This window comes from Chamaesiphon minutus PCC 6605, from assembly GCF_000317145.1.
In the GTDB taxonomy this organism is placed as follows: domain Bacteria; phylum Cyanobacteriota; class Cyanobacteriia; order Cyanobacteriales; family Chamaesiphonaceae; genus Chamaesiphon; species Chamaesiphon minutus.
Window position 1 is genome coordinate 532,513 of sequence record NC_019697.1, and the last position, 24,453, is coordinate 556,965.

At 45.9% G+C, this 24,453-nt stretch carries 18 protein-coding genes; 8 read left to right on the top strand and 10 right to left on the bottom strand.

Features of this window, described 5'->3' with window-relative positions; translation table 11 throughout:
• Positions 1-180: 180 nt before the first annotated feature.
• On the bottom strand, positions 181-3,744 hold the full coding sequence (locus tag CHA6605_RS02475) for an AAA-like domain-containing protein (RefSeq protein WP_015157971.1): 3,564 nt from the start codon (positions 3,742-3,744) through the stop codon (positions 181-183).
• Positions 3,745-4,107: 363 nt separating this feature from the next.
• Between CHA6605_RS02475 and CHA6605_RS02480 the strand changes: the two genes are divergently transcribed.
• The 5 genes from CHA6605_RS02480 (at position 4,108) to CHA6605_RS02500 (ending at position 9,954) form a co-directional block, all read left to right on the top strand.
• Positions 4,108-5,493 (top strand): AAA-like domain-containing protein, encoded by a 1,386-nt coding sequence (locus CHA6605_RS02480; protein WP_015157972.1) that lies wholly within the window; start codon positions 4,108-4,110, stop codon positions 5,491-5,493.
• A gap of 301 nt (positions 5,494-5,794) precedes the next feature.
• Positions 5,795-6,229, top strand: a complete 435-nt coding sequence (locus CHA6605_RS02485) for a tetratricopeptide repeat protein (RefSeq protein WP_015157973.1) — start codon at positions 5,795-5,797, stop codon at positions 6,227-6,229.
• 228 nt (positions 6,230-6,457) lie between these two features.
• Positions 6,458-7,279, top strand: coding sequence for a leucine-rich repeat domain-containing protein (locus CHA6605_RS02490; RefSeq protein ID WP_015157974.1), 822 nt, complete (start codon positions 6,458-6,460; stop codon positions 7,277-7,279).
• Between the two features lie 248 nt (positions 7,280-7,527).
• Positions 7,528-8,652 carry a site-2 protease family protein gene (locus CHA6605_RS02495; RefSeq protein WP_015157975.1) on the top strand — a complete coding sequence of 375 codons (1,125 nt, stop codon included), beginning with the start codon at positions 7,528-7,530 and terminating at the stop codon, positions 8,650-8,652.
• Positions 8,653-8,892: 240 nt separating this feature from the next.
• Positions 8,893-9,954 (top strand): mannose-1-phosphate guanylyltransferase, encoded by a 1,062-nt coding sequence (locus CHA6605_RS02500; protein WP_015157976.1) that lies wholly within the window; start codon positions 8,893-8,895, stop codon positions 9,952-9,954.
• Positions 9,955-10,030: 76 nt separating this feature from the next.
• On the opposite strand, the gene CHA6605_RS02505 is transcribed toward CHA6605_RS02500, so the two are convergent.
• The 3 genes from CHA6605_RS02505 to CHA6605_RS02515 all read right to left on the bottom strand — a co-directional run bounded on the left by CHA6605_RS02505 (position 10,031) and on the right by CHA6605_RS02515 (position 12,459).
• Positions 10,031-10,249 carry a hypothetical protein gene (locus CHA6605_RS02505; protein WP_015157977.1) on the bottom strand — a complete coding sequence of 73 codons (219 nt, stop codon included), beginning with the start codon at positions 10,247-10,249 and terminating at the stop codon, positions 10,031-10,033.
• A 166-nt stretch (positions 10,250-10,415) separates the two neighbouring features.
• Positions 10,416-11,639: a BaiN/RdsA family NAD(P)/FAD-dependent oxidoreductase gene (locus CHA6605_RS02510; protein ID WP_015157978.1), complete on the bottom strand. Its 1,224-nt coding sequence runs from the start codon at positions 11,637-11,639 to the stop codon at positions 10,416-10,418.
• Between the two features lie 277 nt (positions 11,640-11,916).
• A complete protein-coding gene (locus tag CHA6605_RS02515) occupies positions 11,917-12,459 on the bottom strand; it encodes a thioredoxin family protein (protein WP_015157979.1) in 543 nt (180 codons plus the stop codon).
• 133 nt (positions 12,460-12,592) lie between these two features.
• Here CHA6605_RS02515 and CHA6605_RS02520 point away from each other — a divergent pair, with 133 nt between their 5' ends.
• Positions 12,593-13,201 carry a hypothetical protein gene (locus tag CHA6605_RS02520; RefSeq protein ID WP_015157980.1) on the top strand — a complete coding sequence of 203 codons (609 nt, stop codon included), beginning with the start codon at positions 12,593-12,595 and terminating at the stop codon, positions 13,199-13,201.
• 185 nt (positions 13,202-13,386) lie between these two features.
• On the opposite strand, the gene CHA6605_RS02525 is transcribed toward CHA6605_RS02520, so the two are convergent.
• The 4 genes from CHA6605_RS02525 to CHA6605_RS02540 all read right to left on the bottom strand — a co-directional run bounded on the left by CHA6605_RS02525 (position 13,387) and on the right by CHA6605_RS02540 (position 19,727).
• A complete protein-coding gene (locus tag CHA6605_RS02525; RefSeq protein WP_015157981.1) occupies positions 13,387-14,130 on the bottom strand; it encodes a peptidylprolyl isomerase in 744 nt (247 codons plus the stop codon).
• Positions 14,131-14,215: 85 nt separating this feature from the next.
• Positions 14,216-16,402, bottom strand: coding sequence for a response regulator (locus CHA6605_RS02530; RefSeq protein ID WP_015157982.1), 2,187 nt, complete (start codon positions 16,400-16,402; stop codon positions 14,216-14,218).
• A 211-nt stretch (positions 16,403-16,613) separates the two neighbouring features.
• Complete coding sequence (locus CHA6605_RS02535) at positions 16,614-19,193, bottom strand: peptidase domain-containing ABC transporter (RefSeq protein WP_232432167.1); 2,580 nt, start codon at positions 19,191-19,193, stop codon at positions 16,614-16,616.
• 75 nt (positions 19,194-19,268) lie between these two features.
• Positions 19,269-19,727: a helix-turn-helix domain-containing protein gene (locus CHA6605_RS02540; protein WP_015157984.1), complete on the bottom strand. Its 459-nt coding sequence runs from the start codon at positions 19,725-19,727 to the stop codon at positions 19,269-19,271.
• An 83-nt stretch (positions 19,728-19,810) separates the two neighbouring features.
• Between CHA6605_RS02540 and CHA6605_RS02545 the strand changes: the two genes are divergently transcribed.
• The gene (locus CHA6605_RS02545; protein ID WP_015157985.1) at positions 19,811-20,713 is read left to right on the top strand and encodes a tyrosine-type recombinase/integrase; all 903 of its coding nucleotides are present in this window, start codon (positions 19,811-19,813) and stop codon (positions 20,711-20,713) included.
• Positions 20,714-20,841: 128 nt separating this feature from the next.
• On the top strand, positions 20,842-23,832 hold the full coding sequence (locus CHA6605_RS02550) for a Tn3 family transposase (RefSeq protein ID WP_041547468.1): 2,991 nt from the start codon (positions 20,842-20,844) through the stop codon (positions 23,830-23,832).
• Between the two features lie 59 nt (positions 23,833-23,891).
• On the opposite strand, the gene CHA6605_RS02555 is transcribed toward CHA6605_RS02550, so the two are convergent.
• Both CHA6605_RS02555 and CHA6605_RS36730 read right to left on the bottom strand, forming a co-directional pair.
• The gene (locus CHA6605_RS02555; protein ID WP_015157987.1) at positions 23,892-24,128 is read right to left on the bottom strand and encodes a hypothetical protein; all 237 of its coding nucleotides are present in this window, start codon (positions 24,126-24,128) and stop codon (positions 23,892-23,894) included.
• 11 nt (positions 24,129-24,139) lie between these two features.
• Positions 24,140-24,451 carry a hypothetical protein gene (locus CHA6605_RS36730; RefSeq protein WP_157259735.1) on the bottom strand — a complete coding sequence of 104 codons (312 nt, stop codon included), beginning with the start codon at positions 24,449-24,451 and terminating at the stop codon, positions 24,140-24,142.
• Between the last annotated feature and the right edge of the window lie 2 nt (positions 24,452-24,453).

Consider the following 24,453-nt stretch of genomic DNA (forward strand, 5'->3'; position numbering starts at 1 on the left):
CGTTTTTATTCGGGGGGAACCCCCGAATAAAAAAACGACAAGACAGGGGCACCCCTACGCAATTAATCTGTAGGGGTGCCCCTTGTGGGTACCCTGGGTCTACACTAAGCACTAGTAGTCTACGGCGTAAATAAGGTTACTATTTTGGGAGACTCGGAGACTGGGAGAAAGAAACGATCGTTACGGATTGCAGATAGAATCGATCGAGACGGAATTGCGATCGCGTTGAGTGCGAATGCCAGCGAGATACTCCTGCAAACGCTCGCAGCCCTTGGCATAAGAAGCATCGAGGCTCAGATATACCCGTTCTAACCTCGCCAAATTCCAGAATCTCATCACGCCATTTTTATCCACCGCGACGAAAGTTTTACCATCGGGGCTAAATGCCAGACTTAAAGCATTAAAACTCTCAATCGTGCGCCGCAATTCGCCCTTGCGACTCCAGAATTTAATCGTCCCCCCGCCACTGGTGGCAATTTCCTGTGAGTCAGGGCTAAATTGAACGTCATCGCTAGCAGCTTGATGAGCTTGGTATTTAGCTAAAGATTTACCATCTGGAATGCTCCACCAGCGGAATAGTCCATCCACGCCTGAAGCCGCAATTGTTTTGCTATCGGGACTGAAACTAATTTTTAGTAAGCTTTGCATTTTTTGGCGATTATTATCGTCTAATGTCCGAACTTTGGTAAAGTCGCTGGTGCGATAGAGTTCGACGCCATTAGTACTATTTGCAGCTAAATAACGACCATCGGGACTGAAGGTGACTTTCCAAATCCAATGATCGTTATTTGTAATTTTAATTTCTGTAACTAGTTTCCCATCGCGCACATCCCAGATTTTAATTTTTTCATCATTACCGACAGAAGCTAAATAACGCTTATCAGGACTAAAGCTGACATCGAGGGCAAAATCATTATGCTTTAAAGTGCGAACCAGTTTACCATCTGCGACTTGCCAGATCTTAATTGTATTATCTTCACTCGCTGAAGCGATCGAGCGATCGTCGGGACTAAAACTCAGGCCATATACCCAATCTTTATGACCGCTAATAGTTCGGAATAATCGACCATCTGCCGTCCAGATTCTAATTTGCTTGTCCGAGCCAGCGGTAGCTAGATATTTTCCGTTATTACTATAAGTTACCCTTTTGATGCTTAAATCGCTAGCACTAACATTACGTTCTAATGCACGATCGGGTTCCCAAATAATTACCTGAGAATCTGTTGCTGCTAGTGCGATCCGTCGCCCGTCAGGACTATAGCTGATACTTTTATATTCTGTTTGGTTCGAGCTAATGTGAGCGAGTAAGATATTCCCCCAATCATTAGCATTAATTGTCGATCGAGAATAGGCTAAAATGCGATCGAAGTCCCAGATTTTCAGAGTTCCTCCAGCGGTTGCTAATTCTCTGTTATTGGGATTAAAAGCTACATAAAAGCCTTCTTCATGGATCTTTTCGAGCGTTTTATATAACTTAAATTCACCAGCTTTAATTTGCCAAATTTTTAAGCTTTTGTCGCTACCACCGCCACTGGATACCAACCATTTACCATCTTGTCGAAACGAGAGCGAATACGCCCAATCTTGATGACCAGTAAGAATTTGCGGACTCTTGCTAGTTTGCCATGCCCACACTTTAATCGTTGTGTCAGTACTGGCAGCAGCGAGAAACTTACCATCGACACTAAATTTCAGATCCCGAAAACTGTGAGTGCGATCGCCTACTTCTCCAGGAGTTTTAGGAAATGCTAACACTTTCATAATCTTGCCACTCTTCACTTCCCAAATGACAATTTCGGCATTTTGAGAATCGGTATTAGTTGCCGCCGCAATATACTTCGCATCTTGCGTAATTGCCACGCGCAAAAACTTGTCCCGTCGCTCGTATGGTGCCAATGTTGGGGTAACTTGTTTGCCTTCAATATTCCAAATTCTTACTCGATTATCATCACCTACCGTTACGATCTTTTTACTGTCGGTACTAATAGCGAGATCTTTTAAAGATTGGGAATGGGGAATCACGATAATTTCTTTACCATCTGGTTGCCAAATCTTCAGCGATCGATCTTTACTAACTGATGCAATAAATTTACCATCAGAGCTATAGTTAACCCCTGTAACGGTATTTTGATGCGTGAGACGGTTGCGTTCGAGCGTACCGTAGAGAGAGTATTGAAGATTGGTTTCGGTTTCTGGCTGTAACTGCCGATCCGGATCGTTTAGTAATAATTTGGCGGCTTCTAAAGTCCCAATTAAAGTTTCGAGAGTATGCTTGGAATTATCTGATTTAATTAATGCTTGATTGAGGGCATTTTTAGCCGTAATTGTAGCAATCTGGGCTTTCTCTTTTTCTCGCCGCGCTTCGGCACCTAGATACAAAGCACTGAAGGCAAATAAGATGGCAATTCCCGACAGCAACCACAGTTGTTTGATACGTTGCTGAAGCACTTCTTGATTGGCTTCATAAATGCGCTGTTCGCGACAAGTACTGAGAAACTGACTATCGATATTACTTAAATTTTTGCCTTTAGACCAAGTTAGTGCGTCTTCCAAGGCTTTACCTCGAAGCAATCGAGAATTATCTTGCTTGTTCGATTCGAGCCACTCCTTAACAGCCGTACCATACGGACGGAAGCTGGCGAGCTGTTTATCTACCCACGATCGATTAAATATCTCGGCATAAATTGGATTGGCAACTCGCAATCGATCGCCAAATTTAACCGTAATTCCCGATAATTGTAACTCGCGTTCTTCGGGGAGATTATCGATCGAGATCGATCGGTCGGTTAAAATCTGGCGATACAGCCCTAATAAGCTACTCGATCGAGTTTCACTAGCAGTCAATCGTGCCGCGATCGTTTTAAAATGTGGCGGATTATCTTTACTTTCCCAGTCTTCTAATATCTCCGCTTGCACTAGTTTTTTAATAACAGCAACTGCATCATTCGATCGCACGAATAGATTACTTTGCGTGAGTAAATAGCACAACTTTTGAGTCAAAAATGGTTGCCCGCCCGTCCATTCTAAAATATTTGCTAGCGTCGCTTGCGGGTTGTCCGTTAGCTCCATCAATCCGATCGCGAGTGGGCTAGCTTCTGCTAATGTAAATCCCGTTAATTCGATCGCCCGTCCGACATTAAATGGCGTGCGTCTTTTGTCGGCGATTAAATCTGAAGGTGTAGCTACACCAATTAAAGCAAAGGTGAGGCGTTGGTAATCGGGATTCGTCGCTCGGCGATCGTAACAACTCCGAATAATTGCAAAGAAATCATCTGTCGAAAAATCCAAGCTCAGAGTACTATCGATCTCATCGATAAAAATCGCCAACGGCGTGGTTGTATTGGGCAACAGCACCGTTTCAATAAACTCAGCCAACCGCTGGGGGGGCGGCAAAAAATCGCGTTCTTGCCACCAACTTTTCATAAATTGGAGCGGATTGGCTAACTTAAAATCTTTCACTAAAGTATAGGCAATTCCTGCATACCACTGTTCCGGCTGAATATTCCCGCTCCCCCTACCCGAAACATCGATCGTCGTACAAGCCACTCCCTCGCCCCGCAACCTGTGCAAAGTCCGCACCAGCAGGCTGGTTTTGCCCATTTGGCGAGAGTTAAAGACATAGCAAAAATCGCCCGCCTTCAACCCATCATAAAAATCGCGATCGGCACGGCGGATGGCATAGCTGGGTGCATGTTCTGGCAAACTGCCCCCAACTCGATACTCATAGGGTTCGCGTTCTAGCATCGATCGTGGAGGGGTATCCAGGGGTACCCGCAGGTTGTCGCAGTAGCCATAGGCATGAATTGAGCTTGAGCAGTTCTCTAACCTTATCAAAACATAGCCAAATCGAGAACAGACCCCTTATATATTGAGTTTTAATTGAGTTTTAATTGACTTAATATCGAGAAATTACTAGAATTACTAGATGTAAGTAATGCCAATGACTCACATCTTGCAGCATTATCTAAAGACGAGTGCCTAATGTAGATCTGAGGGTATCCCCAAGGGGCACCCAAGTTCTACACTAAGCACTAAGACATTTAAATTATCTCGACACACCCCCGAACCCCAGCTTCACAGCCGCATAATACGTTCCTGGAGAGATCGATGCCACGCTCAGTTAGACTTCGATCGGATGTTATCGGTAGGGTACAAACGCTCGTCCATCACAACTTTTTTTGTCAAAACGACTTAGCTGACGAACTTGGCTTCGCGCAATCTACTATTAGTAATTTTATTAACGGTATCCCCGTCGATCGACGGATCTTTCAGGCGATTTGTGAAAAGTTGGGGATTGAGGATTGGCGCGCCTTTGCAGAAATGCCCCAGCAGAGGGGGAGCGGGGGAGAGAGTGAAACGCGGGAGATGGGGGGACAGAGACAGCCGCAAGAACAGCAGGTTTTGAGTCAACGCTCGGTACAGCCGATAGTTGTGCCTGCACCGCTACCGCCGAGCGCGACAGAGCTATTGCCCTTAGAAACGCCAGAAGGCTCGGTACCACTCAACTCTAACTTTTATATCGAGCGACTGCCGCAAGAGACTTATTGCAAAACCGAAATTGCTAAACCCCACGCGCTGATCCGACTTAAAGCACCGCGCCAAATGGGTAAAACCTCGCTGATGCTGCGCTTATTGCGTCAAGCCGAAAGTCAGGGCGATCGGACGGTATATCTGAGTTTAGAACAAGTAATGGAGCAAGCGTGGAGCGATGCCGATCTCTTTTTGCACTGGTTTTGCGCTAGTGTCGCGCTTAAAACTCAGCATAAATTTCAGCACGAAGAATATGCCAGTCTCACCACAATGGTGGGGAGTACGCTCGGTACTCAGGAATATTTCGAGAGCTACTTATTGCCCGATTTAGTCGCACCGCTGACTATTGGCTTAGACTCGATCGATCGATTATTCGATTATCCCCATCTATACAACAACTTTTTTAGCCTCTTACGCAGTCTCCACGAAGCGGGAAAACATACCGAAGTCCTCAGCAAACTGCGACTGATTATCTCTCACGCCGCCGAAGTCTATGTCCCGCTAGAAATCGATCGATCGCCATTCAATGTCGGGATTAGTATCGAACTAGGCGAATTTACATCCGATCGAGTGACATTACTCGCCGCCAAACATCAATTAAACTGGACGCAGATAGATATCGACAATTTGATGAGCGTCATCGGCGGACATCCTTTTTTAGTCAGACTGGCGATGTTCGAGATTGCCAGCAATAATATCGATTTATCGACTTTACTAACGACGGCTACCAGTCGTGAGGGCATTTTTTATCGCCATCACCTAGCACGGCTCGAAACCAACCTCCATACTCAACCAGATTTACTCGCCGCGATGGCTAGTGTCATCCGCACTCCAGAAGGGGCAATGTTATCCCCTAGCTTGAAAGGAAAACTAGAAGGACTGGGTTTGGTTAAATACCAAGGTGAAGTTGTCGTTCCTAGGTGCGAGCTGTACCGTCAATATTTTCGGGCGTTATCGAGCTGATGTAACATCAGTTGCTTCGATCGGCGCAGCCAACGACTGGAAGTCGTGGCTGGTGTTGCGAAGTCCGCCTACGCGGACTAGTTAATCAGTCCGCGTAGGCGGACTTCGCAACACTAGCAGCGGTTTCTAACCGCTGAGGTTATCCGTAGCCACTAGCGTTAATACAATTTCCTAGTTTCGCAATCTTGCAGCGATCGAAACTAAATAACAACTAAATAGTAGCAAAAACATCTGTTTGCGGAATTCAGTGTTGTGGATTGTTTAATAATCTCATACCCACTCACTCACACCGATCGCCGTCATGTCCAAGCAAATTTTTATCTCTGGTTTGACTCTACTTTCTGTATTATTTGCTACAGCTACTAGCGGCTCTGCCGAACTCGCACCTGGAGTCAACACCTTAACTATCAAACGGATCGAAGAATCGAAAACTCCATCACGTACCAACAATCGCCAGTTCGCCAACGCCAGCGAGAGATCGATGGCATACGTGCGGCAGGGTTTAGCCGCTCAAAGAGCTGGTAACGATCGCCTAGCACTAGAATACTACTATCGCGCCGTGAAACTAGATCGTACCAATGCTGTCGCCTTCATGGCAGCCGGAAATCTCTTAGGCGATACAGATGAAGGTATTAGTTGCATGAAAGCCGCCGCATTGCTATTTCAACGTCAGGAAAACCAAGAAGGCTACGAAATGGCAACCAATTGGTTGGCAGAACGCGGAGCGTCGGAATAGGGGGTAGAGGGTAGGGGGTAGGCTTTAGGCTTTGGGCTTTGGGCTTTAGGCTTTAGCTTTAGGCTTTAGGCTTTAGGCTTTAGGCTTTAGGCTTTAAGCTTTAGGCTTTAGGGGATTTTGGATAAACGATCCCATCCACCCATCCTACGGTGGTACAGTCCACCCATCTACCCATCCCCCCGCAAGTTGGCAGTATGTAGCCCATCGAAACATCGATTATTAACAACAATGGAACTAGCCAACCTAATTCAAAAAATCGATCGAGTGCAGCTCGAATCGTTACCCACATTAGATCTGAGCTTTCACCAGCTCGGTATTTTACCAGATAGCGTCGGCAATCTATCAAGCTTAATTACTCTATCTTTACTTAACAATAACCTGATTAATTTGCCAGAAACGATCGGCAATCTTGCCAAACTTACTAGTTTATCTCTCAGTAGCAATCAACTGAGTAACTTACCCGATTGCCTTGGCAAGCTATCAAATTTAACCAACCTATATATAGGCTCCAATCGATTAGTTAATATCCCCGAAAATATCGGTAATTTCTCAAAGTTGATTAAGTTGAGCCTCAGAGATAATCTCCTAAATAAGCTCCCCGAAAGTATCGGTAGTCTCAGTAATTTAACCTGCCTACATCTCGATCGCAATCGACTAATCAGCCTGCCAGCCAGTATCGAATACCTCACTAACTTAACCGAGTTAAACCTCAGCGGTAACTCACTCGATCGCTTACCAGACACTATCAGTAGGCTTACCAACTTAACCGAATTAAAGCTAAATGGCAATCGACTCACAAGTCTGCCCGAAAGTATTTGCAATCTCAAAAATTTAACAGAACTGCATCTCGATGGTAATCCGCTCACAGATTTATCCATTCTTCAAGAATTACCTAAATTAGAAACCGTTCGGTTTCAAGGTGTCAATCTGCGCTATCAATATTGGAGCGATTTGAGTAGCTGGAAACTTCAGCGACTATTAGCTAAATATAGAATCGAAATCGATCGAAAATCGATCGAATCAACCAAAAGCAAATTAACTATCGACTAACCATAACTATCCCATCCAACCTCTACCCTCTTCTGCCTTCTGCCTAAAACCTAAAACCTAAAACCTAAAGCCCAAAACCTAAAGCCTAAAACCTAAAGCCTAAAGCCTAAAACCTAAAGCCTAAAGCAACCGAACCCCCACGGACGGATATTACTGCGCCCGAATCATGAGAGCCTAGTTAATACTTCGTTACAATAAACGTAATCGATAAAAAACGCTCCTAGACTCAAAGAAAGAGGTCGCTGTAGATGAATGGTAATATTCGGGTGGGTTCCTTATTTGGCATCCCTTTTTATGTAAACCCCTCATGGTTCCTAGTGTTGGGCTTGGTCACATGGAGTTATGGCGAAGGCTTGGCGGCGCAATTTCCAGATTTGCCAGGTAGCACCCCCTTACTCTTAGGCTTAGTTACCGCCTTACTCTTATTTAGTTCCGTACTCGCACACGAGCTAGGACACAGCTTCGTCGCGATTAAACAAGGAATCAAAGTAGACTCGATTACCCTATTCTTATTCGGCGGATTAGCCAGCTTAGAAAAAGAATCCGACAGCCCTGCTAACGCCTTTTGGGTCGCGATCGCTGGCCCTGCGGTAAGCTTAGTTATCGCGGCTATTCTGACTGGACTCGGTTTCGCCACTCATATTACTGGCCCCTTAGCCGCCATTGCCGCCGTACTGGCAGCTATTAACCTCTCGCTCGGTTTATTCAACCTGATTCCTGGTTTACCCCTCGATGGTGGTAACATTCTCAAAGCGATCGTCTGGAAAGTCACTGGAAATCAATACAAAGGCGTCAAAATCGCCAGTATCGTCGGTCAAGCCTTTGGTTGGGTCGCAATCGCTTCTGGCCTATTGCCTGTATTCTTATATGGTAGCTTCGACAACTTCTGGAACCTGCTAATCGGTTCGTTCTTACTTCAAAATGCTGGTAAATCCGCTCAGTATGCGCGAGTTCAAGAACGCTTGACCGGATTGACTGTCGCCGATGCTGTTACTCCTAACAGTCCCATCATTCGTGACAATATCACTCTCCGCGAATTTGTAGACCAACGTACCCTCGCTGGTAGCAACTGGCAGAAGTTCTTAGTAACTAACGAATCTGGACACTTAGTCGGCGAACTCGCCCTAGACGCACTCAAAGATGTCCGTTCCGATCGTTGGGCGCACACTCTAGTCAGCGAGATCGTACAATCGATCGAGCCATCGACAATTATTATCAGCGATCGACCATTATTGCAAGCGATCGAACAATTAGAATCCAAGCATGTCAGCACCCTTAGTGTCACCGATAGCGAAGGTATTCTCGTCGGACTCTTAGAAAAAACAGCCGTAATTAACCTGATCCACCGCCAACCACAGGCCAATCCTGCTTAGATCTAGAGGTCGAGATCTTTTAGAACTAGCATAGACCATCGGGTACCCACGAGGGGCACCCCTACACAATCGATCTGTAGGGGTGCCCCTCGTGGGTACCCTAGTTTTTAGCCGCAGCTAATTCTCATTATGATTGGGATTTCCCCGCAATTACTCGCTAGAAGTAACCCGATTGTCATGGTAGTGTAAATTAATTGCGATCGTCTGCAAATAACATTTAGCCACTTCTAAATCCATCCCATGCGACCAAAGTTTGTCCCGATAATTCTGGCTGGCGGTAAAGGCGAACGGTTTTGGCCGCTGAGCCGCAAACATCGTCCCAAACAGTTTCTCTGCCTCGATGGTAGCGGCGAAAGTCTGATCCAAGCCACAGCTAACCGATTATTGCCGATTGTCGGTGGGTGGGATGATATTTGGGTCATTACCTCAAAACTTCTCGAAACAGGCGTTCAGGAGCAATTGCCTAGCTTACCAGCAGCGAATTTACTCGCCGAACCAGAAGGAAGAGATACGGCAGCAGCGGTAGCTTGGGCGACATTGGAAGTAGCCAAACGGTATGGCGAAGATGTCGTAGTCGGCTTTTTTCCTGCCGATGCTTGGATTGCAGATGCCGAAGCTTTTGCCCAGACCATCGAATCGGCGGTACAATTGGCCGAGCATACAGGCGCGATCGTCACGTTAGGAATTACACCGACTTTTCCCTCAATTGGTTACGGTTATATCCAGCAGGGCATTGCCAGCGGTAAGTATAACGATCGAGATACCTATCGAGTCGATCGATTTACCGAAAAACCAGATTTAGAAACAGCAAAAAGCTTTATCGCTAGTGGCGACTATACCTGGAATAGTGGCATCTTTATTTTCACAGCTAGCACCGCGATCGGCGAATTAAATATACATGCACCCGAACTAATGCAATTACTGATCGAAAAAGGCGTCAGTATTTATCCCACCTTACCCAAGATTAGTATCGATTATGCCTTGATGGAAAAAACCAAACTCACCCATGTCATTCCCGCTGATTTTGGTTGGGATGACTTGGGCGATTGGAACGCGATCGAACGACTCCTCAAAGGTGACAATATTAATGTCGAATTAGCCAATCACGTCTGTATCGACACCACAGGTGCAGTGCTCTATGCCAGCAATCCAGACGAAGTAGTAGTCACGATCGGATTAGAAGATGTCGTCGTCGTCCGCGATGGCGATGTGACCCTAATTGTCGCCAAAGATCGCACCCAAGAAATCAAACAAGTGGTCAATAAAATTAAAGAAGATCGAGAACTCGATCGGCTACTCTAATTGGCTCTATCGATAGACAAGATTAAAAAAGATCTTGGGTCATAAGACCGATCGATAGAAAAAGCGAGCGAGCGATTTAAACCACATGCGATCCACATAAAAAAAGGAGAGAATCATGATTCTCTCCTTTTTTATGTTGGCCTTGGCCATTGTTGTCGTTGCCTTGGTCTTTGAGTTTTTGTCGTAACATTTGAGTGCGCTTTTTGAGTTGGCGTTGGCGTGCCGAACCGCCTTTACCCTTGTCATTTCTCCCTTCTTTGCGGGGGGATTCCCATCGCTTGAGACGCTGTGACATACATTTTAAGTAGCTTGTGATTATATCGTAGCAAATTAGTTTATCGATCGCAAGACCTCGCTCTTTCATTCGATCGAGATGACACAACTTATTCGTCAAACAAAACCCATTACCGATCGAGATTTAAGGATTGACAGGATTGACAGGATTAGGCAAGCGGTACTATCTACACATTACCCATGGCCAAACCTGCCAGATATCCTGTCGTCCAGGCACTCTGAAAATTGAAGCCACCAGTGACCCCATCGATATCGAGAATTTCGCCTGCAAAATACAACCCCGGACAAATTTTGCTTTCCATCGTTTGGAAATTCACCGACTTAAGATCGACACCGCCACAGGTGACAAATTCTTCTTTAAATACGCCTTTGCCAGTAATCTGATATTCACCGCGATTGAGTTCGCCAATTAAGCGATCGAGTGTTTTATTTGCCAATCCCGCCCATCGATCGGTAGATTGAATGCCGATATGACTCGTTAGCGATTCCCACAAGCGATGAGGAATCGGCACGGGGCAACTATTTTGGATCGTTTTTTGGGGTAATTGAGATTTGACGGATAAGATTAATTCGCGCAATTTATCGGGGCGATAATCTGGCAACCAATCGATAATTAAAGTAGTTTGATAGCGCGCCTCCGCCAGCAACCTGGCACCCCAGGCTGATAATTTTAGCACTGCTGGCCCGCTGACACCCCAATGGGTAACCAGTAATGCTCCTGTTTGCGTCAAAGCGTTCTTACCCGCACCAGCCAGCTTGACAGTGGCCGATTTGACGCTGACACCTGCTAAATTTGCCAAACGCGAATCGGGAATATTGAAGGTAAATAGCGATGGTACGGGAGTCGCGATCGGATGTCCCAATTGTTGCGCCCATTTATAGGCACTGGGATTGCTGCCTGTCGCTAACAATACTCGATCGGCACTCAGAATCGCCCCAGATTTGAGGGCTACAGACCATCCTGACGGCTGTTGAGGGCTAATTTCGGCTACAGCCTCACCCGTCCAGATTTTGACGCCCGCAGCCGTCGCAGCGGCTAATAGGCACTGCACGATCGTGTCTGAGTCGTCGGTAGTCGGAAACATCCGTCCGTCAGCTTCGGTTTTGAGCTTGACGCCGCGCTCGGCGTACCAGTTGACGGTATCTTGAGGCTGAAAGCGGCTAAAGGCACCGCGTAGAGCTTTATTACCGCGCGGATAGTATTGGACTAGTTGAGTCGGCTCGAAGCAGGAGTGAGTGACATTACACCGCCCTCCACCAGAGATTTTGACCTTCGCCAATGGGTGTTTTCCCGCTTCGATTAGGGTAACGCGAGTATCGGGATAAGTTTGGGCGCAGGTAATCGCAGCAAAGAAACCTGCCGCTCCGCCGCCGATGATGATGATTTGCACTGTGGGGGTGGATAGGTGGGTGAGTGGATGGGTGGATGGGTAATGGTCATGGGTAATGGGTAACGGGTAATGGGTAATGGATGGAACGCCGTTCCACAATACCTAAAGCCTAAAACCTAAAGCCTAAAACCTAAAACCTAAAACCTAAAGCCTAAAGCCTAAAGCCTAAAACCTAAAGCCTAAAACCTAAAGCCTAAAACCTAAAGCCTAAAGCCTAAAACCTAAAGCCTAAAACCTAAAGCCTAAAACCTAAAGCCTAAAGCCTAAAGCCTAATCCCTACCCATGCGCGCGAGGATCGGCTTTGTCTTCGCTGGGGACTACTTTGGGTGTAAATTTAGAAACTTCGCCTGCGGCTGCGGTGTCGGAGAGGGGATTGCCAGCCATGAGATCTGTTAATTTTAATTCTAAAATCTGGCGGGGTTGTTCGCCGATCGCTTGGGCGAGTACTCGTCCTTTATTATCGAAAAAGACGAAGTGGGGAATACCATCGACGCGGTATTTAGTGACTTCGGGGAGCCATTTGGTGTTATCGACATTGAGCATCGAAAAGTTGACTCGATCGCCAAATTGGGCTTTGACGGTGGCTAGATCTGGAGCCATGGCCTGACAACTGGTACACCAATCGGCATAAAATTCCATCAGAGTGGGTTTGCCATTGGTTAGGGCAATGTCGAGCGGTTGAGATTGTTTGGCTTGAGTGGCAAGGCTGTCGGTAAAGTTTTGGGCGCGAACTCCCAGTACGAGTGCAACGACTAAGACGATCGCGATCGTGACGATCGCAAAGTTACGCATCCGTTGTGCGGGAGGAGTTGATTGCATAATAAAAATTAAGAATTCAGCATAGTATGTAAATTCAATATATCGTGCTGGTTGCAATTGGTGTGGAACCCGATCCGATCGCGCGTCCGATCGAGTGGTAAACTGTCAACTGTTAACTGTCAACTAGTTCGAGATGTTGTCAATCCCCACCTTTCCCGAAGCCGAGTGCGAGATTTTACAATCGTTGGCTGGTTATAGCGATCGAGAATTAGTGAGCTTACACCAACAGCATCCCGAACAGGGCAAGTTTTTTACGGCGTTGTTTTGTCGTTATGGCGCGATCGTCCATAGCGTGGTGCAACATGCGGTAGAATCTCAGCTTCAGGCAGATTATCTGTTTGCGATCGCGTGGCGACAGATTTTTGGCGAACTGCGACAAGTCAAATTAGCCGCCGCTCCAGAAGCAACTAATTGGCAAAACTGGCTGATGGATATTACTGGAAACACGATCGAGCGGATTGAAGTGCCCGCACCAGCACAGATCCGTTATGCGCTCAATGCCGCGCCGCCGCCATTGTGGTGCTATCTAGAACTCGCACTCGATCGCGTACCGCCGCTGTCGCGCTTGGTGGTAGTGATGACTCAGAGTCTCAAATGGAACGAGCAGCGAATTTCGGCTTATCTGCAAGGCGAAGGACAAACAATTCCCGCAGCAGAAATTCCTGCCTATCTGACTGAAGGTTATCAACAATTAGAAGCTGCGGTACCAGACGATATTCGTGAGATTTATCTGGCTAAATAATCTAGGTGGCATCGATCGCATTTTGCACCGATCTAGAAAGACTAGTATGAGTATAGATAGTCGGGTACCCACAAGGGGCACCCCTACACAATTAATCTGTAGGGGTGCCCCTTGTGGGTACCCTGAATCTAAACTAGGCACCAAGATTTGTGCATTCTTCTTTCCCCAGATGTCAAAGCGGGACGCTAAATCTCGATCGGGCATTGCGGGTAGGCAGCGATCGCATCTGCTAGCCACAGATCGAACATTTCCATGAGGATTTGCTGTCTGAGATCGTCATCTAATCGCGGTTCGACAATCTCCTCGACTTGAATTAAATGCACGCCGACAGCAGTGACAATCGGTGCTAGTAATTGTGGTGGTTTAGCGGCAAATATGGTGGCGGAAATTTCGGGACGAAGTTGCTTGCGTCCGACTTTCCCAATATAGCCACCTCGGCGACGCAGTTCGGGATTGGGAATGTATTGATAGGCGACATCGGCAAAGCTGAGATCGCCTTCTTGGAGCGAGTAAAATAGCTCCATTGCCAAGTTGCGATCTTCTAAAATTACTTCGTAAATAATCGCACTGGTATATTCGACTAAATTTTGATAAAAAAACTGCTCGACGCGATCGCCGAATAAGTATCGCGCTAGTTGCTGCGAAATCAGCTCCTGAGTCACCATTTCCTCAAAGTCATCAACCGAAAGAAACCGCTCTGCTAGCCACTTTTGAGTGGCTGCGGCACTCTCTAATTTATTTACCAGCCGAAACTTGTCAGCAGCTTGTTGTAAGTCTGCTGTCGTCGGACTAATTCCCGCTTTGCGGACTTGTTGTTCGATAACTTGGCGGCGAATGATGCCGCGCATCAGTTCGGGAATTTTGCCAGCTAGCTTGGCTTCATTAATTAAATCTCGTTCGGTAATTTTACGTTCGATATTTGCTATCATTGCTCTGCTATAAAGTAGTCTAATTAGAAACTTTTTTAATAAATATATCTGATTTTAATACATAGTATAGAATCTCGATCGATTGTCAGTTAGAATTACTTAATTTTCTAAATGGATCGAGAATAAAGTCGATAATTCTTCGATTGCGAATGACAATTTCAGCCGTAGCAGGTTGCCCAGATTTAAATGGAATGCATCGACCGTCATGTTTGATACAAGGCTGTGCTAGCTGCACTTCGATATCATAACTAGCACTAGTCCCGTTGGGCGAAATCTGAGTGAGTTTAGAATTAGGAGCGACCCAAGTTAATTTACCATTGACAATATCATAACTTTCAAAAGGGAATTCATCAAATTTGAGTTTGACATCTTTACGATCGGGATTGGTAGCATTGGTGCTATCTAAAGATGCTCTGAGCGATTCGCTCCGCTCGGCGGGGATTTCACCTTTAAATACCAATCCGCCACCTTGAGGAGCAATTTCGGCTAATAATTGTTTGGGTTGGACGACAGATCCTTCCCGAACGATCGGTAACTCAAAGATCGTGCCATCGAGATCGGCACGGATTGTATATCTTTGCAATTGTTGCGTGAGAAAACTACCTTGCGCGCGATCGCGATCGATTTCCGATTGTAAAGTAGCAATTTGACTTTGAATTTCTTTCGATTGTTGCTCGGTTTTAAGGACGGCAATATTACCACCTTTAGTTAAGCTTTCTGAGCCACGTTGTTGTTCGGTTACTCGCAATTTTGCCTGAGCGATATCGGACTGCGTTCTAGAAATCGTGCTTTGATAGTTTTGTTGTTGTTCGGTGAGTCTGAGTCGAGCTTGGGTAATATCGGCACGAGCTTGTTGAAGCAGTTTTAGGTTGTTTTCTTGTTGTTCTTTGAGGCGTAATTTTGACTGTTGGAGGCTAGCAAATGCTTGAGTGAGCAGTTGCTTTTTTTCGAGCGCGATACTGGCAATTTCTTTAGCTTTAACTTCGGGAATCGCGCCAGTGCGATAGAGGTTTTGATACCGATTTGCTTCATTTTGAGCATCTTTAAGCCGATTCTGAGCGAGCAAATAGTTGGTTTGGGCATCTAATATCGATTGCTCGGCTTGGCGGACTTGCGTGCGTTTCTCCGCCTGTTGGAGATTGTAGCTCGATTGACGATCGGCGAGGGTTTGTTCGGTTTGACGTAGTTGGGCTAATTTTTCGGCGACTTGACTATTGGCGTTAGATTCGAGTGTGGCTAAACTTTGTTGTGCTTGTGCGATTTGAGATTGTTTTTCGAGGAGTTGAGCTTGATTTTGCTGTTGTTGCGCGGTAGTTCCCAGTCCAATTTGATTTTTGAGCAGCAATAATCGATCGAGTTGTTGGCGTGCGCCGTTAAGTTTGAGTTGATTTTGGTAGATTTGTTCGCGAATATTTTTGGTGTCGAGTTCCATGATTATCTGTCCGGCTTTAACGAGATCGCCTTTTTTGACATAAACTTTAGTAACTGCGACACTACCTTCAATATCGGCTTCGCGTTTGATGGTATTACCTTGAAATTCTAGTCTACCTCTAGCGGTTCCAATTTCATCCATTTTAAACAAACATGCCCACGGAATCGCAATCCCTAAAAAGATTGCGACAAAGTATAATAATCCCCGCGTCCACGGGATCGGCATCATATCGATTAATTCTCTAGCCGAACTCGACCAATCGTGCAATTTACTCAAGCTAGTATTGGCGATCGATGTAAATTGACTCCTAGCATTATCACTAAAATCAGCCTGAAGTGGAGCTGGTGATAATGTTAATTGACTGTGATTTGAGGGATCGCGTTTACTAGCTCGATTGAATTCAACAACTCGATCGCGATCGAGTTGTGGCGATGTAACTTCTCGCTCAGATTGATGATAAATTGTCCGAATTTTATCGGCTAGTTCTAGATCGATTTTACCTTTAATGATGTACTCTTTAATCGATGAATTGGCTATATTAGTTAACTCATCGCGATCGATAGAGCCACTCAAAATAATCACATCAATTTGGGGATATTTCTGATTGATAATTTGAGCCGCTTGGATGCCATTGAGCTTAGGCATATCGACATCGAGTAAAATAATATCAGGCTGTAAATATTCGAGTTGTTCGATCGCGCTATCGCCATCTGCGGCTGTGCCAATTATTTGCAGATCTTCATGCGGTTGCAAGATTGCCTTGAGCTTTTCTCTAACGACGCGTAGATCGTCAACTACCAGGATTTTAATAATTGGTGTGGAGTGTTGCTGGGCAATCATAAGAACGGATAATAATTTTAGTTATAATTTGAATTTTAAAATTCTGATTGGGTAGTACAAATATCGATCGTATCTACATTATCTGAGATCTAACTGGTGGGCAGTGTCCACTCTAATTAGGTAGGGATAAATATTCTCAAATATCTAATGTCTTAATCCCAGATAGTGAGTACCGTACACCCTATGCAATCTTTTATATTTAATTGCTAAGTCATTCTTGAATAGTAACGAGTTGTTGTTGGTTTAGATGATAATATTGACCGCGTTTGGCCATGAGTTGATGGTGGTTGCCACTTTCAATTAAAATACCTTTATCTAATACTAAAATTAGATCGGCATTTTGAACGGTAGAGAGCCGATGGGCGATAATAATCGTACTGCGTTCGTGGCGAATCTTTTCTAAATTCTTTTGAATTATCCGTTCTGATTCGGTATCTAAACTACTAGTTGCTTCATCAAAAATCAACAGTCGGGGGTTGTTTAACAATGCGCGGGCGATCGCCAGTCGTTGGCGTTGTCCCCCCGATAACATGCCTCCACCTTCACCAATTTCGGTATCGTAGCGCATGGGCATTTTCTTAATAAATTCATCGGCTCCAGCGAGTTCGGCAGCGTGGTGAATTTCTTCTATACTAGCGTTTGGCTTGGCTAAAGTAATATTATCTTTAATAGTACCGCTAAATAAGAAGGTATCTTGATCGACAATACCGACTTGAGAGCGCAAAGAATGTAGCGAAATTGTCGCCAACTCTCGACCATCAATTTCGATCGATCCACTTGTTGGTTGATACAGTCCTAAAATTAATTTAGCTAGCGTAGTTTTACCCGAACCGCTCCGCCCGACTAAGGCGATTGTTTGTCCTGGCGCGATCTCAAAATTGATATTTTCTAAGACATTTGCTTCAGCATCTTTATTGTATCTAAATGTGACATTTTTGAATTTAACATAACCTTGCAGCTTGCCCAAAGGTTGACGATAAGAATTGCGATCTTCTTCTGGCTTAGCTTCAATTACATCGCACAATCGCTCGATCGCGATGCCGACTTCTTGCAAATTATTCCATAGTCCCGCCAATCTTTGGAATGGACTAATCACGTTAGCCGAGAGCATATTAAATGCAAACAATTGACCGATCGTAAACTCGCCCGAAATTACTAACAATGCTCCCATCCAAATTAGAGCCGTACTACTAATGGTATTAATAATCGAGCTGATTACCTGAATTTTAATACCCATAATTTGGCCGCGATAGGTCTGCTTGATTTCTTTATTCAAGCGTTCTTCCCAGTTCCATCGCACCGATTTCTCTACCGACATCGATTTGATCGTGCGTACCCCATTGAGAGCTTCGATCAGATAACTATTCTCGGCATTAGAAGCATTAAAAATCTCGCGCGACATTTTCTTCAGAAATGGCGTCGATGCAAATGTGAGAATCAAAAATGGTGGAATCGAGATTAGAGTTACCAGTGCCAATTTCCAACTGTAGATAAACATCAGCGTTGCATACACAAATACCGACATCAAATCTAGAATCACGCCCAAAGATTGACCCGTGATAAAACTTTGAATCTTATGATTTTCTTGAATCCGCGAGATGATATCGCCCACATGTCGCGAGTCAAAATAACTCAACGGTAAACTAAATGCATGTCTAATAAAGCCGATAATTAAAGCTGCATCGATCCGGTTAGCTGTCTGTGCCATGAGATATTGGCGCAAGGCGTACATGGCGATCTGAAAACCACCAAACATCAACAATCCCACCCCAAAAGTTGCCAAACTACTAGCAGACTTGTGAATTATCGCTCGATCGAGAATTAATTGCGTAAAAATCGGCGATATGAGGCCAAAAATCTGTAGAACGATCGAAGCGATAAAAATCTCCAACACGATCGTCCGATGCGGTTTCACCAATTGAAAAAGCTGCCAAAAATCCGTCGATTTTCCTTCAGTTTTTTGGAGGGCTAAGGTAGGCACGACCAGCAAACAATAACCCGTCCAACTCTGGTTGAATTCTAGATGAGTTAATTTGCGCTGACCGATTGCCGGATCGCAGATAATTACATATTGCGGCGTAATCTCAAATACCACCACATAGTGATTGCCCTCCCAGTGGAGAATCGCAGGGAGTTGTTGAGTTGCCAACCGATCGAGACTAGCTTTGACGGGGCGACTATTAAACCCCAAATTCTCGACAGCATTTGCCAAACCTTTAAGCGATGCCCCATCGCGACTGACATGCGCCAATTCCCGCAACCGATTCATATTAAAATCTCGCCCCCAATACCTGCCCACCATCACCACACAAGCCGCACTACAATCGGAGGCACTGTGCTGGGCGTAAAAGGGGTAAGTGTGAGTAATTTTTTTCCACCATTGTCCGAGCTTTTGACTCGGAGTGGGGAAATAAGCTTCCTTGAAACGTTCTGGTGTAGCTTGGGGTCTTGGAGGCGTAACAGAAGACAAGTCCGCGCGCGGCGAGATCGGCTCTACCGAACGGACGGGCATGTCTGCTAACGGCGATCGCGCATGTAGTCCTCGCTGAGGCATTTGCAGCGCAGAGGGTTCGACTTCGCCCTGAATAATGGCTTCAAGATAGCGCGCGCGCTCCCACAGATGGCTCTGGATCGTAGGGTATTTGAGCCACCAAGCGGCGATACTATCTCGATCGATAAATCCGATCGATATTTCGGTTCCACCCACTACCAGCGCGGCTTTAGCCACGTAGGAACTCAGTTCGTCAGCGGCAAAGAGAGTACTAGCACCAAAACTTTTGCCGACAGTCAACGTGGGATAGCTACAGGATACGTGTAAAAACCTGCAAGATAGACCTCTAATCCTCACCTAGACTGGCTTTTAAAATCAGGCTTCAGCCTTATAAGCAGTGCCACAAAAAGGACAAAAGCGATGCTTGAGAGAAGCAATCGTTTCCTGGCAATGACTACAACGATCGCGTAGCGCAAAACCACACAGAAAGCAGTATTTAGCCCTCACATCCATCCAGAGTGGGTCTGGTGGCGTTCCAGGAGTCCAGCACGGCGCACAGAATTTGAGTTGAGAAACAGCCACAACTGGAGTACCGCGACAGACTGCCTCTAAATATTCCACCGGAACTTGTAGCGCACTTGCCAAGCCATTTTTACTGTGAGAATTCAGCTTAGTTGTTAGCCCGCGTTCGATTTTCCCCACGCTTTGCAAGTGAATCCCCGCGATAGCTGCCAATTCCTTCTGATTCAAACCGAGCATTAATCGCATCCGTTTGATATAGTCACCCACAGTTTCACTGGTGTTAGGCGATTTATCACTTTGAAGAATATTCACAAAACAGTGTCTTAAAATATGTTTATAGAGAACTATACTATGGAAAGTATTATTCAACTTTACTAGTTAAACTAACTGATAAATTGTCTATCCCACTAGCTACAGTCGCCACTGAATTTCTAGAGCGTCCAGGACTCGCTCGAAGCACCGTTCAATCCTATGAATTGAGCCTCATGCCGCTACTAGGAGAATACGGCAGTTATCCGATTGAAATCTTGAGCCGTTCGACACTAGCAAATTACCTAGATAACTTATCTCATCTAGCTTATACGACTCATCAACGACATCAAGCAATCTTACAAGCTTTATTCAACTTTGCAGTCGAGCAAGGTTACTTGAAAGTTAACCCTATCGCTCGACTTCAACGACGCAAACCCAATCTAGAACGGGGAGAGCATTTTTCAGATCGAGTGATTCGATATTTATCCCCAGCCCAAATCACCACACTTTATCAAGTAATCGACCATCACAGTCGGATGAAAGCTCTGGTGTACTTGCTACATCGCACTGGTGCCAGAATTGCAGAGACTTTAGCATTGAACCTAGAACAGATCGATTTAATAGAGCGCAAATTTCAAGTGATTGGCAAAGGGAATAAAATCCGGTGGTGTTTCTACAGTGAAGATGCCGCAACGGTTCTAGAAAAATATCTAAAATACTACCGTCACCCAGAATCGGATGCTTTATTTACCGCCCAAAAACCCGTCACCAAATTAGTCACCCGCCTGAGTTATCGCACAGCTCATCGTGACTGGACACACCTAATTGAGAGCGCACCAGAACTCAATGGGATTAGAATGCACGACTTACGACACACCTTTGCTACCGAACGAGTTGGCTTGATGGGCATCGAGGAGTTACGTGCCCTGATGGGACATACTAATATTCAAACCACTTTGCGCTATCAAAAAGTTACTTCTGAACGAGCAGAAATTGTCGCGCACTCAGCCTTAGATCGATTGGTGCAAGCCTCGAAAAATAGTTGAATTTAACGATCGCTAAACCTCCTAAAATAATGTTTTGGCGATCTACTGAATTTATGACAGAGTATGGCTTATACTCTGCCTTGGACAACTGAGTATTGCCAGATCTGGCTGGAATTCCCAACGGCTTTATGACCGCTATCGAACGCACGGCTTATCCCCGCTTCAAATCTCAGGCAACTGTCAAGGAACTGACCGAAATCTATACACCATCTGCATCTGAGCTAATATTTGCCCAAACACAAGTCAAAAGTAAACGTGGGCTGCTGCGCTTATTAGTGATGCTCAAATCATTCCAGCGGTTGGGCTATTTTCCACCATCAGAAGCAGTCCCGCCAACGGTTGTCGGACACATTCGGGCTTGTTTGAATCTCAGTGCCAACGTCTGTGCCATCCCACCCGAACGTTCTCGCTACTATTATGCAGAGGCAATTCGAGCTTACTTGGGCGTTCATCCTTACGACCGTAAGGCTCAAACTGCCATTGCTACGGCCATTGCACAGGCGGCCCAGGTGATGGAGTATCCTGCCGATTTAATCAATGTCGCAGTCGAAGAATTGGTCAAAGAACGTTATGAATTACCAGCTTTTAGTACTTTAGATCGTTTAGTCGGTCATATCCGTACTGTCGTGAATAATCGCTTGTTTGGGCGCATTACCAATGCGATGACTCCCATCCAGCAGGCATTTGTAGATGATTTGCTAGCTACTTCACCCGCATCGGGATTAACCTTCAGTTTATTGAGAGCACCACCGAAAAGTGCTCGCCTATCTCACGTTCAAGCACTACAAGCTAAATTCGAGCAGATGCTCACCTGTGGGGATGTGCGCCAGTTACTCATCACTATTGCACCTGCTAAGGTCAAATCCTTTGCCGCTCAAGCCAAAGCCTTGGCTCTGACGGACTTGCGGGAGCTGAAACTAGCTAAACGTCGTGCTCTATTGATTTGTCTGCTCTACCGCGTCCAAGTCAAAACTCGCGACCATTTGGTGGAGATGTTTCTCAAGCGAATGCAGAAAATGCACCAGTGTGCCAGAGACAAGCTGGTAGAGTTACGCGAGCAGCATTTAGCTCAGACGGCATCGATGCTGGGAGTCTTAGCTGAGATTTTACAGACATCAGCAGGCGAAACCGATACAGCTAGTTTGGGCGAACGAGTCCAATCTGTGCTGGAAACGCATGGGGGAGCCGTAGCTTTGTTGGAGCAGTGTGAAGAGATTACTGCTTACAATAGCGACAATTACTTGCCCCTAGTGTGGCGGTTCTACAGTCGTTACCGTTCGGTGTTATTTCCATTGGTGCGGGGCTTGGAAATCCAGTCCACCAGCCAAGACCTCTCATTGACGGCAGCTTTAACTGTCGTTTTGGCGCATGAAGATCGCCGCTCCAAATGGTTGCCAGTGGATGATTTAGATCTGAGCTTTATGAGCGAACGCTGGCGGCGATTGGTGGTGGAGGAACATGAGGGTAAAGTGCGGTTGGTGCGACAGCAATTCGAGGTGTGTATCTTCACTTATTTGGCAGCAGAATTCAAAAGCGGTGATGCTTGCGTGGTGGGGTCAGAGAACTATGCAGACTTCCGCGAACAGTTGCTATCCTGGGATGAGTGTCAGCCGCTATTGGCAGATTATTGTCAACAAACCGGAATGGCTCCTACCGCCGCTCAATTTGTCGAACAGCTTCAGATCGAACTGACAGAGACAGCCACCACTGTAGACCAAATTTGCCAGGATGGGACGCAGATAACCATTAGTGCAGAAGGCGAACCAGTACTCAAACGAATTGCTGCTGCGCCACCACCATCTGGAGCAAAGGAATTGGAAGCGGAGATCCTACAACGCCTGCCAGAGCGCAGTGTGTTGGATATCCTTTGTCATGTCGAGCATTGGCTCAATTGGGTGCGTCATTTTGGCCCAGTTTCTGGTTCTGAGCCAAAGATTGAGAATTCGGTCGAACGGTATATTTTGGCAGTATTTGGCTATGGTTGTAATCTGGGGCCGAATCAAACCGCACGACACACGCGGGGGAAAGTTAGTTCGCGGATGTTGGCTTATGTCAATCGCCAACATATCTCCATTCAACAGCTTGAAGCAGCGATGCGAGATCTGATTAATGCCTATAATCTGCTGGAGCTGCCCAAGTGTTGGGGGACGGGGAAGAAGGCTGCTGCTGATGGCAGTAAGTTTGAGGTTTATGAAAATAATTTGATGTCAGAGTATCACATTCGCTATGGTGGCTATGGGGGTATTGCCTACCATCATGTTTCCGATACCTACATTGCTTTGTTCACCCATTTCATTAATTGTGGAGTTTGGGAGGCGGTTTATATTCTCGATGGCTTGCTCAAGAATACTTCGGATATTCAACCCGATACTTTGCACGCAGATACCCAAGGACAATCAACTACCGTGTTTGGATTGTCATATTTGTTGGGGATTAAACTGATGCCTCGGATTCGGAACTGGCAGGATTATAAGTTCTTTCGTCCCAGTCAGGATGCTGTTTACGAGTATATCGACCCGCTGTTTAAGGATGTCATTGACTGGCAATTAATTCGCACTCATTGGCAGGATTTAATGCGAGTGGTGTTATCGATTCAGGCGGGGAAGTTTTTACCTTCGATGCTGTTGCGGAAATTAGGAAGTTACAGTCGGAAAAATCGTCTCTATCAGGCTTTTAGGGAATTAGGTCGAGTCGTTCGCACGATCTTTCTGCTCGAATATATTTCCGATCGTGGTTTGCGCCAAGAGATTACTGCCTGTACTAATATCGTGGAGGGCTACAATCATTTCCTAGACTGGATCTTCTTTGGGAAGGAGGGAATTATCACTGAAAACGATCCCGAACAACAGGAGAAGCGTGTCAAGTATCTCGATCTGGTTGCTAGTGCCGTGATTCTCCATAATGCGGTGGATCTGTCTGTAGTCATTCAGCAACTGACGGCTGAAGGGGTCAAGATCGATCGTTCGATGTTAGCAACGCTGAGTCCTTATTTGACGGGTCATCTGAAGCGTTATGGCGATTTTGTTATCGATCTGCAAAGCATTCCTGCGCCATTGGAGGGCGCAATTCATCTCCCGATTGTCTCCGCTCTGTCGGAAGCCAATAACCTGGATGGATGAAAGCTAGTTTAGGCAAGGCTTAGAGGTCTATCTTGCAGGTTTTTACACGTATCCTGTAGCTATCCCAACGTCGCAATCCGATTGCCGTGGAGATCGAACAGCCGTACTTTCCCTGCTAAAACGACATAAAGCCCTGGCTCACTAGTACTAGATTGCCAAAAGCTCGTCCCTGGCGCGATCGAGATAATCTGCGTCCCTGCTTGAATTTGCGTGAGATCTTGGGGTGCGATATCCGTTCCGAGAGCCTGAATGAGTCGATTGCCCCAGATAGAGGTAGCAGGAGGATTTTGAACCATAAATCGATCGACTATGCCTTTAACTCTGGTTTGCACGTTGCTTCAGTAGTTGCCTCTACTGGCGCGATCTGGCGATCGGATAAGTCAGCAATCGTCACATGATGCGATCTCATGACTCGATCGGGTGGACACTCGACAACGCCTGCGAACTTGCCTTCGGCTCCGATCTCTTCGAGCAACCGATTGATATGTCTGGGACTAACACAGATCTTAAATTCTTGGCACAAATGCTTGCTCAACCATTGTCCCGTCCACCGCGTAAAGGGGTAGCCCAATTCCTTGGGACTGGTACTGACTAGTATAGAGCGGCGGAAATAAACCAAGT

Bases quoted from the DNA above. Each gene is read 5' to 3' on its own strand.
- CHA6605_RS02485 (WP_015157973.1), top strand. From the start codon at position 5,795: ATGTCCAAGCAAATTTTTATCTCTGGTTTGACTCTACTTTCTGTATTA.
- CHA6605_RS02555 (WP_015157987.1), bottom strand. From the start codon at position 24,128: ATGGTTCAAAATCCTCCTGCTACCTCTATCTGGGGCAATCGACTCATT.
- CHA6605_RS02530 (WP_015157982.1), bottom strand. From the start codon at position 16,402: ATGATTGCCCAGCAACACTCCACACCAATTATTAAAATCCTGGTAGTT.
- CHA6605_RS02525 (WP_015157981.1), bottom strand. From the start codon at position 14,130: ATGATAGCAAATATCGAACGTAAAATTACCGAACGAGATTTAATTAAT.
- CHA6605_RS02520 (WP_015157980.1), top strand. From the start codon at position 12,593: ATGTTGTCAATCCCCACCTTTCCCGAAGCCGAGTGCGAGATTTTACAA.
- CHA6605_RS02550 (WP_041547468.1), top strand. From the start codon at position 20,842: ATGACCGCTATCGAACGCACGGCTTATCCCCGCTTCAAATCTCAGGCA.
- CHA6605_RS02480 (WP_015157972.1), top strand. From the start codon at position 4,108: ATGCCACGCTCAGTTAGACTTCGATCGGATGTTATCGGTAGGGTACAA.
- CHA6605_RS02515 (WP_015157979.1), bottom strand. From the start codon at position 12,459: ATGCAATCAACTCCTCCCGCACAACGGATGCGTAACTTTGCGATCGTC.
- CHA6605_RS02505 (WP_015157977.1), bottom strand. From the start codon at position 10,249: ATGTCACAGCGTCTCAAGCGATGGGAATCCCCCCGCAAAGAAGGGAGA.
- CHA6605_RS02490 (WP_015157974.1), top strand. From the start codon at position 6,458: ATGGAACTAGCCAACCTAATTCAAAAAATCGATCGAGTGCAGCTCGAA.
- CHA6605_RS02500 (WP_015157976.1), top strand. From the start codon at position 8,893: ATGCGACCAAAGTTTGTCCCGATAATTCTGGCTGGCGGTAAAGGCGAA.
- CHA6605_RS02475 (WP_015157971.1), bottom strand. From the start codon at position 3,744: ATGCTAGAACGCGAACCCTATGAGTATCGAGTTGGGGGCAGTTTGCCA.
- CHA6605_RS02495 (WP_015157975.1), top strand. From the start codon at position 7,528: ATGAATGGTAATATTCGGGTGGGTTCCTTATTTGGCATCCCTTTTTAT.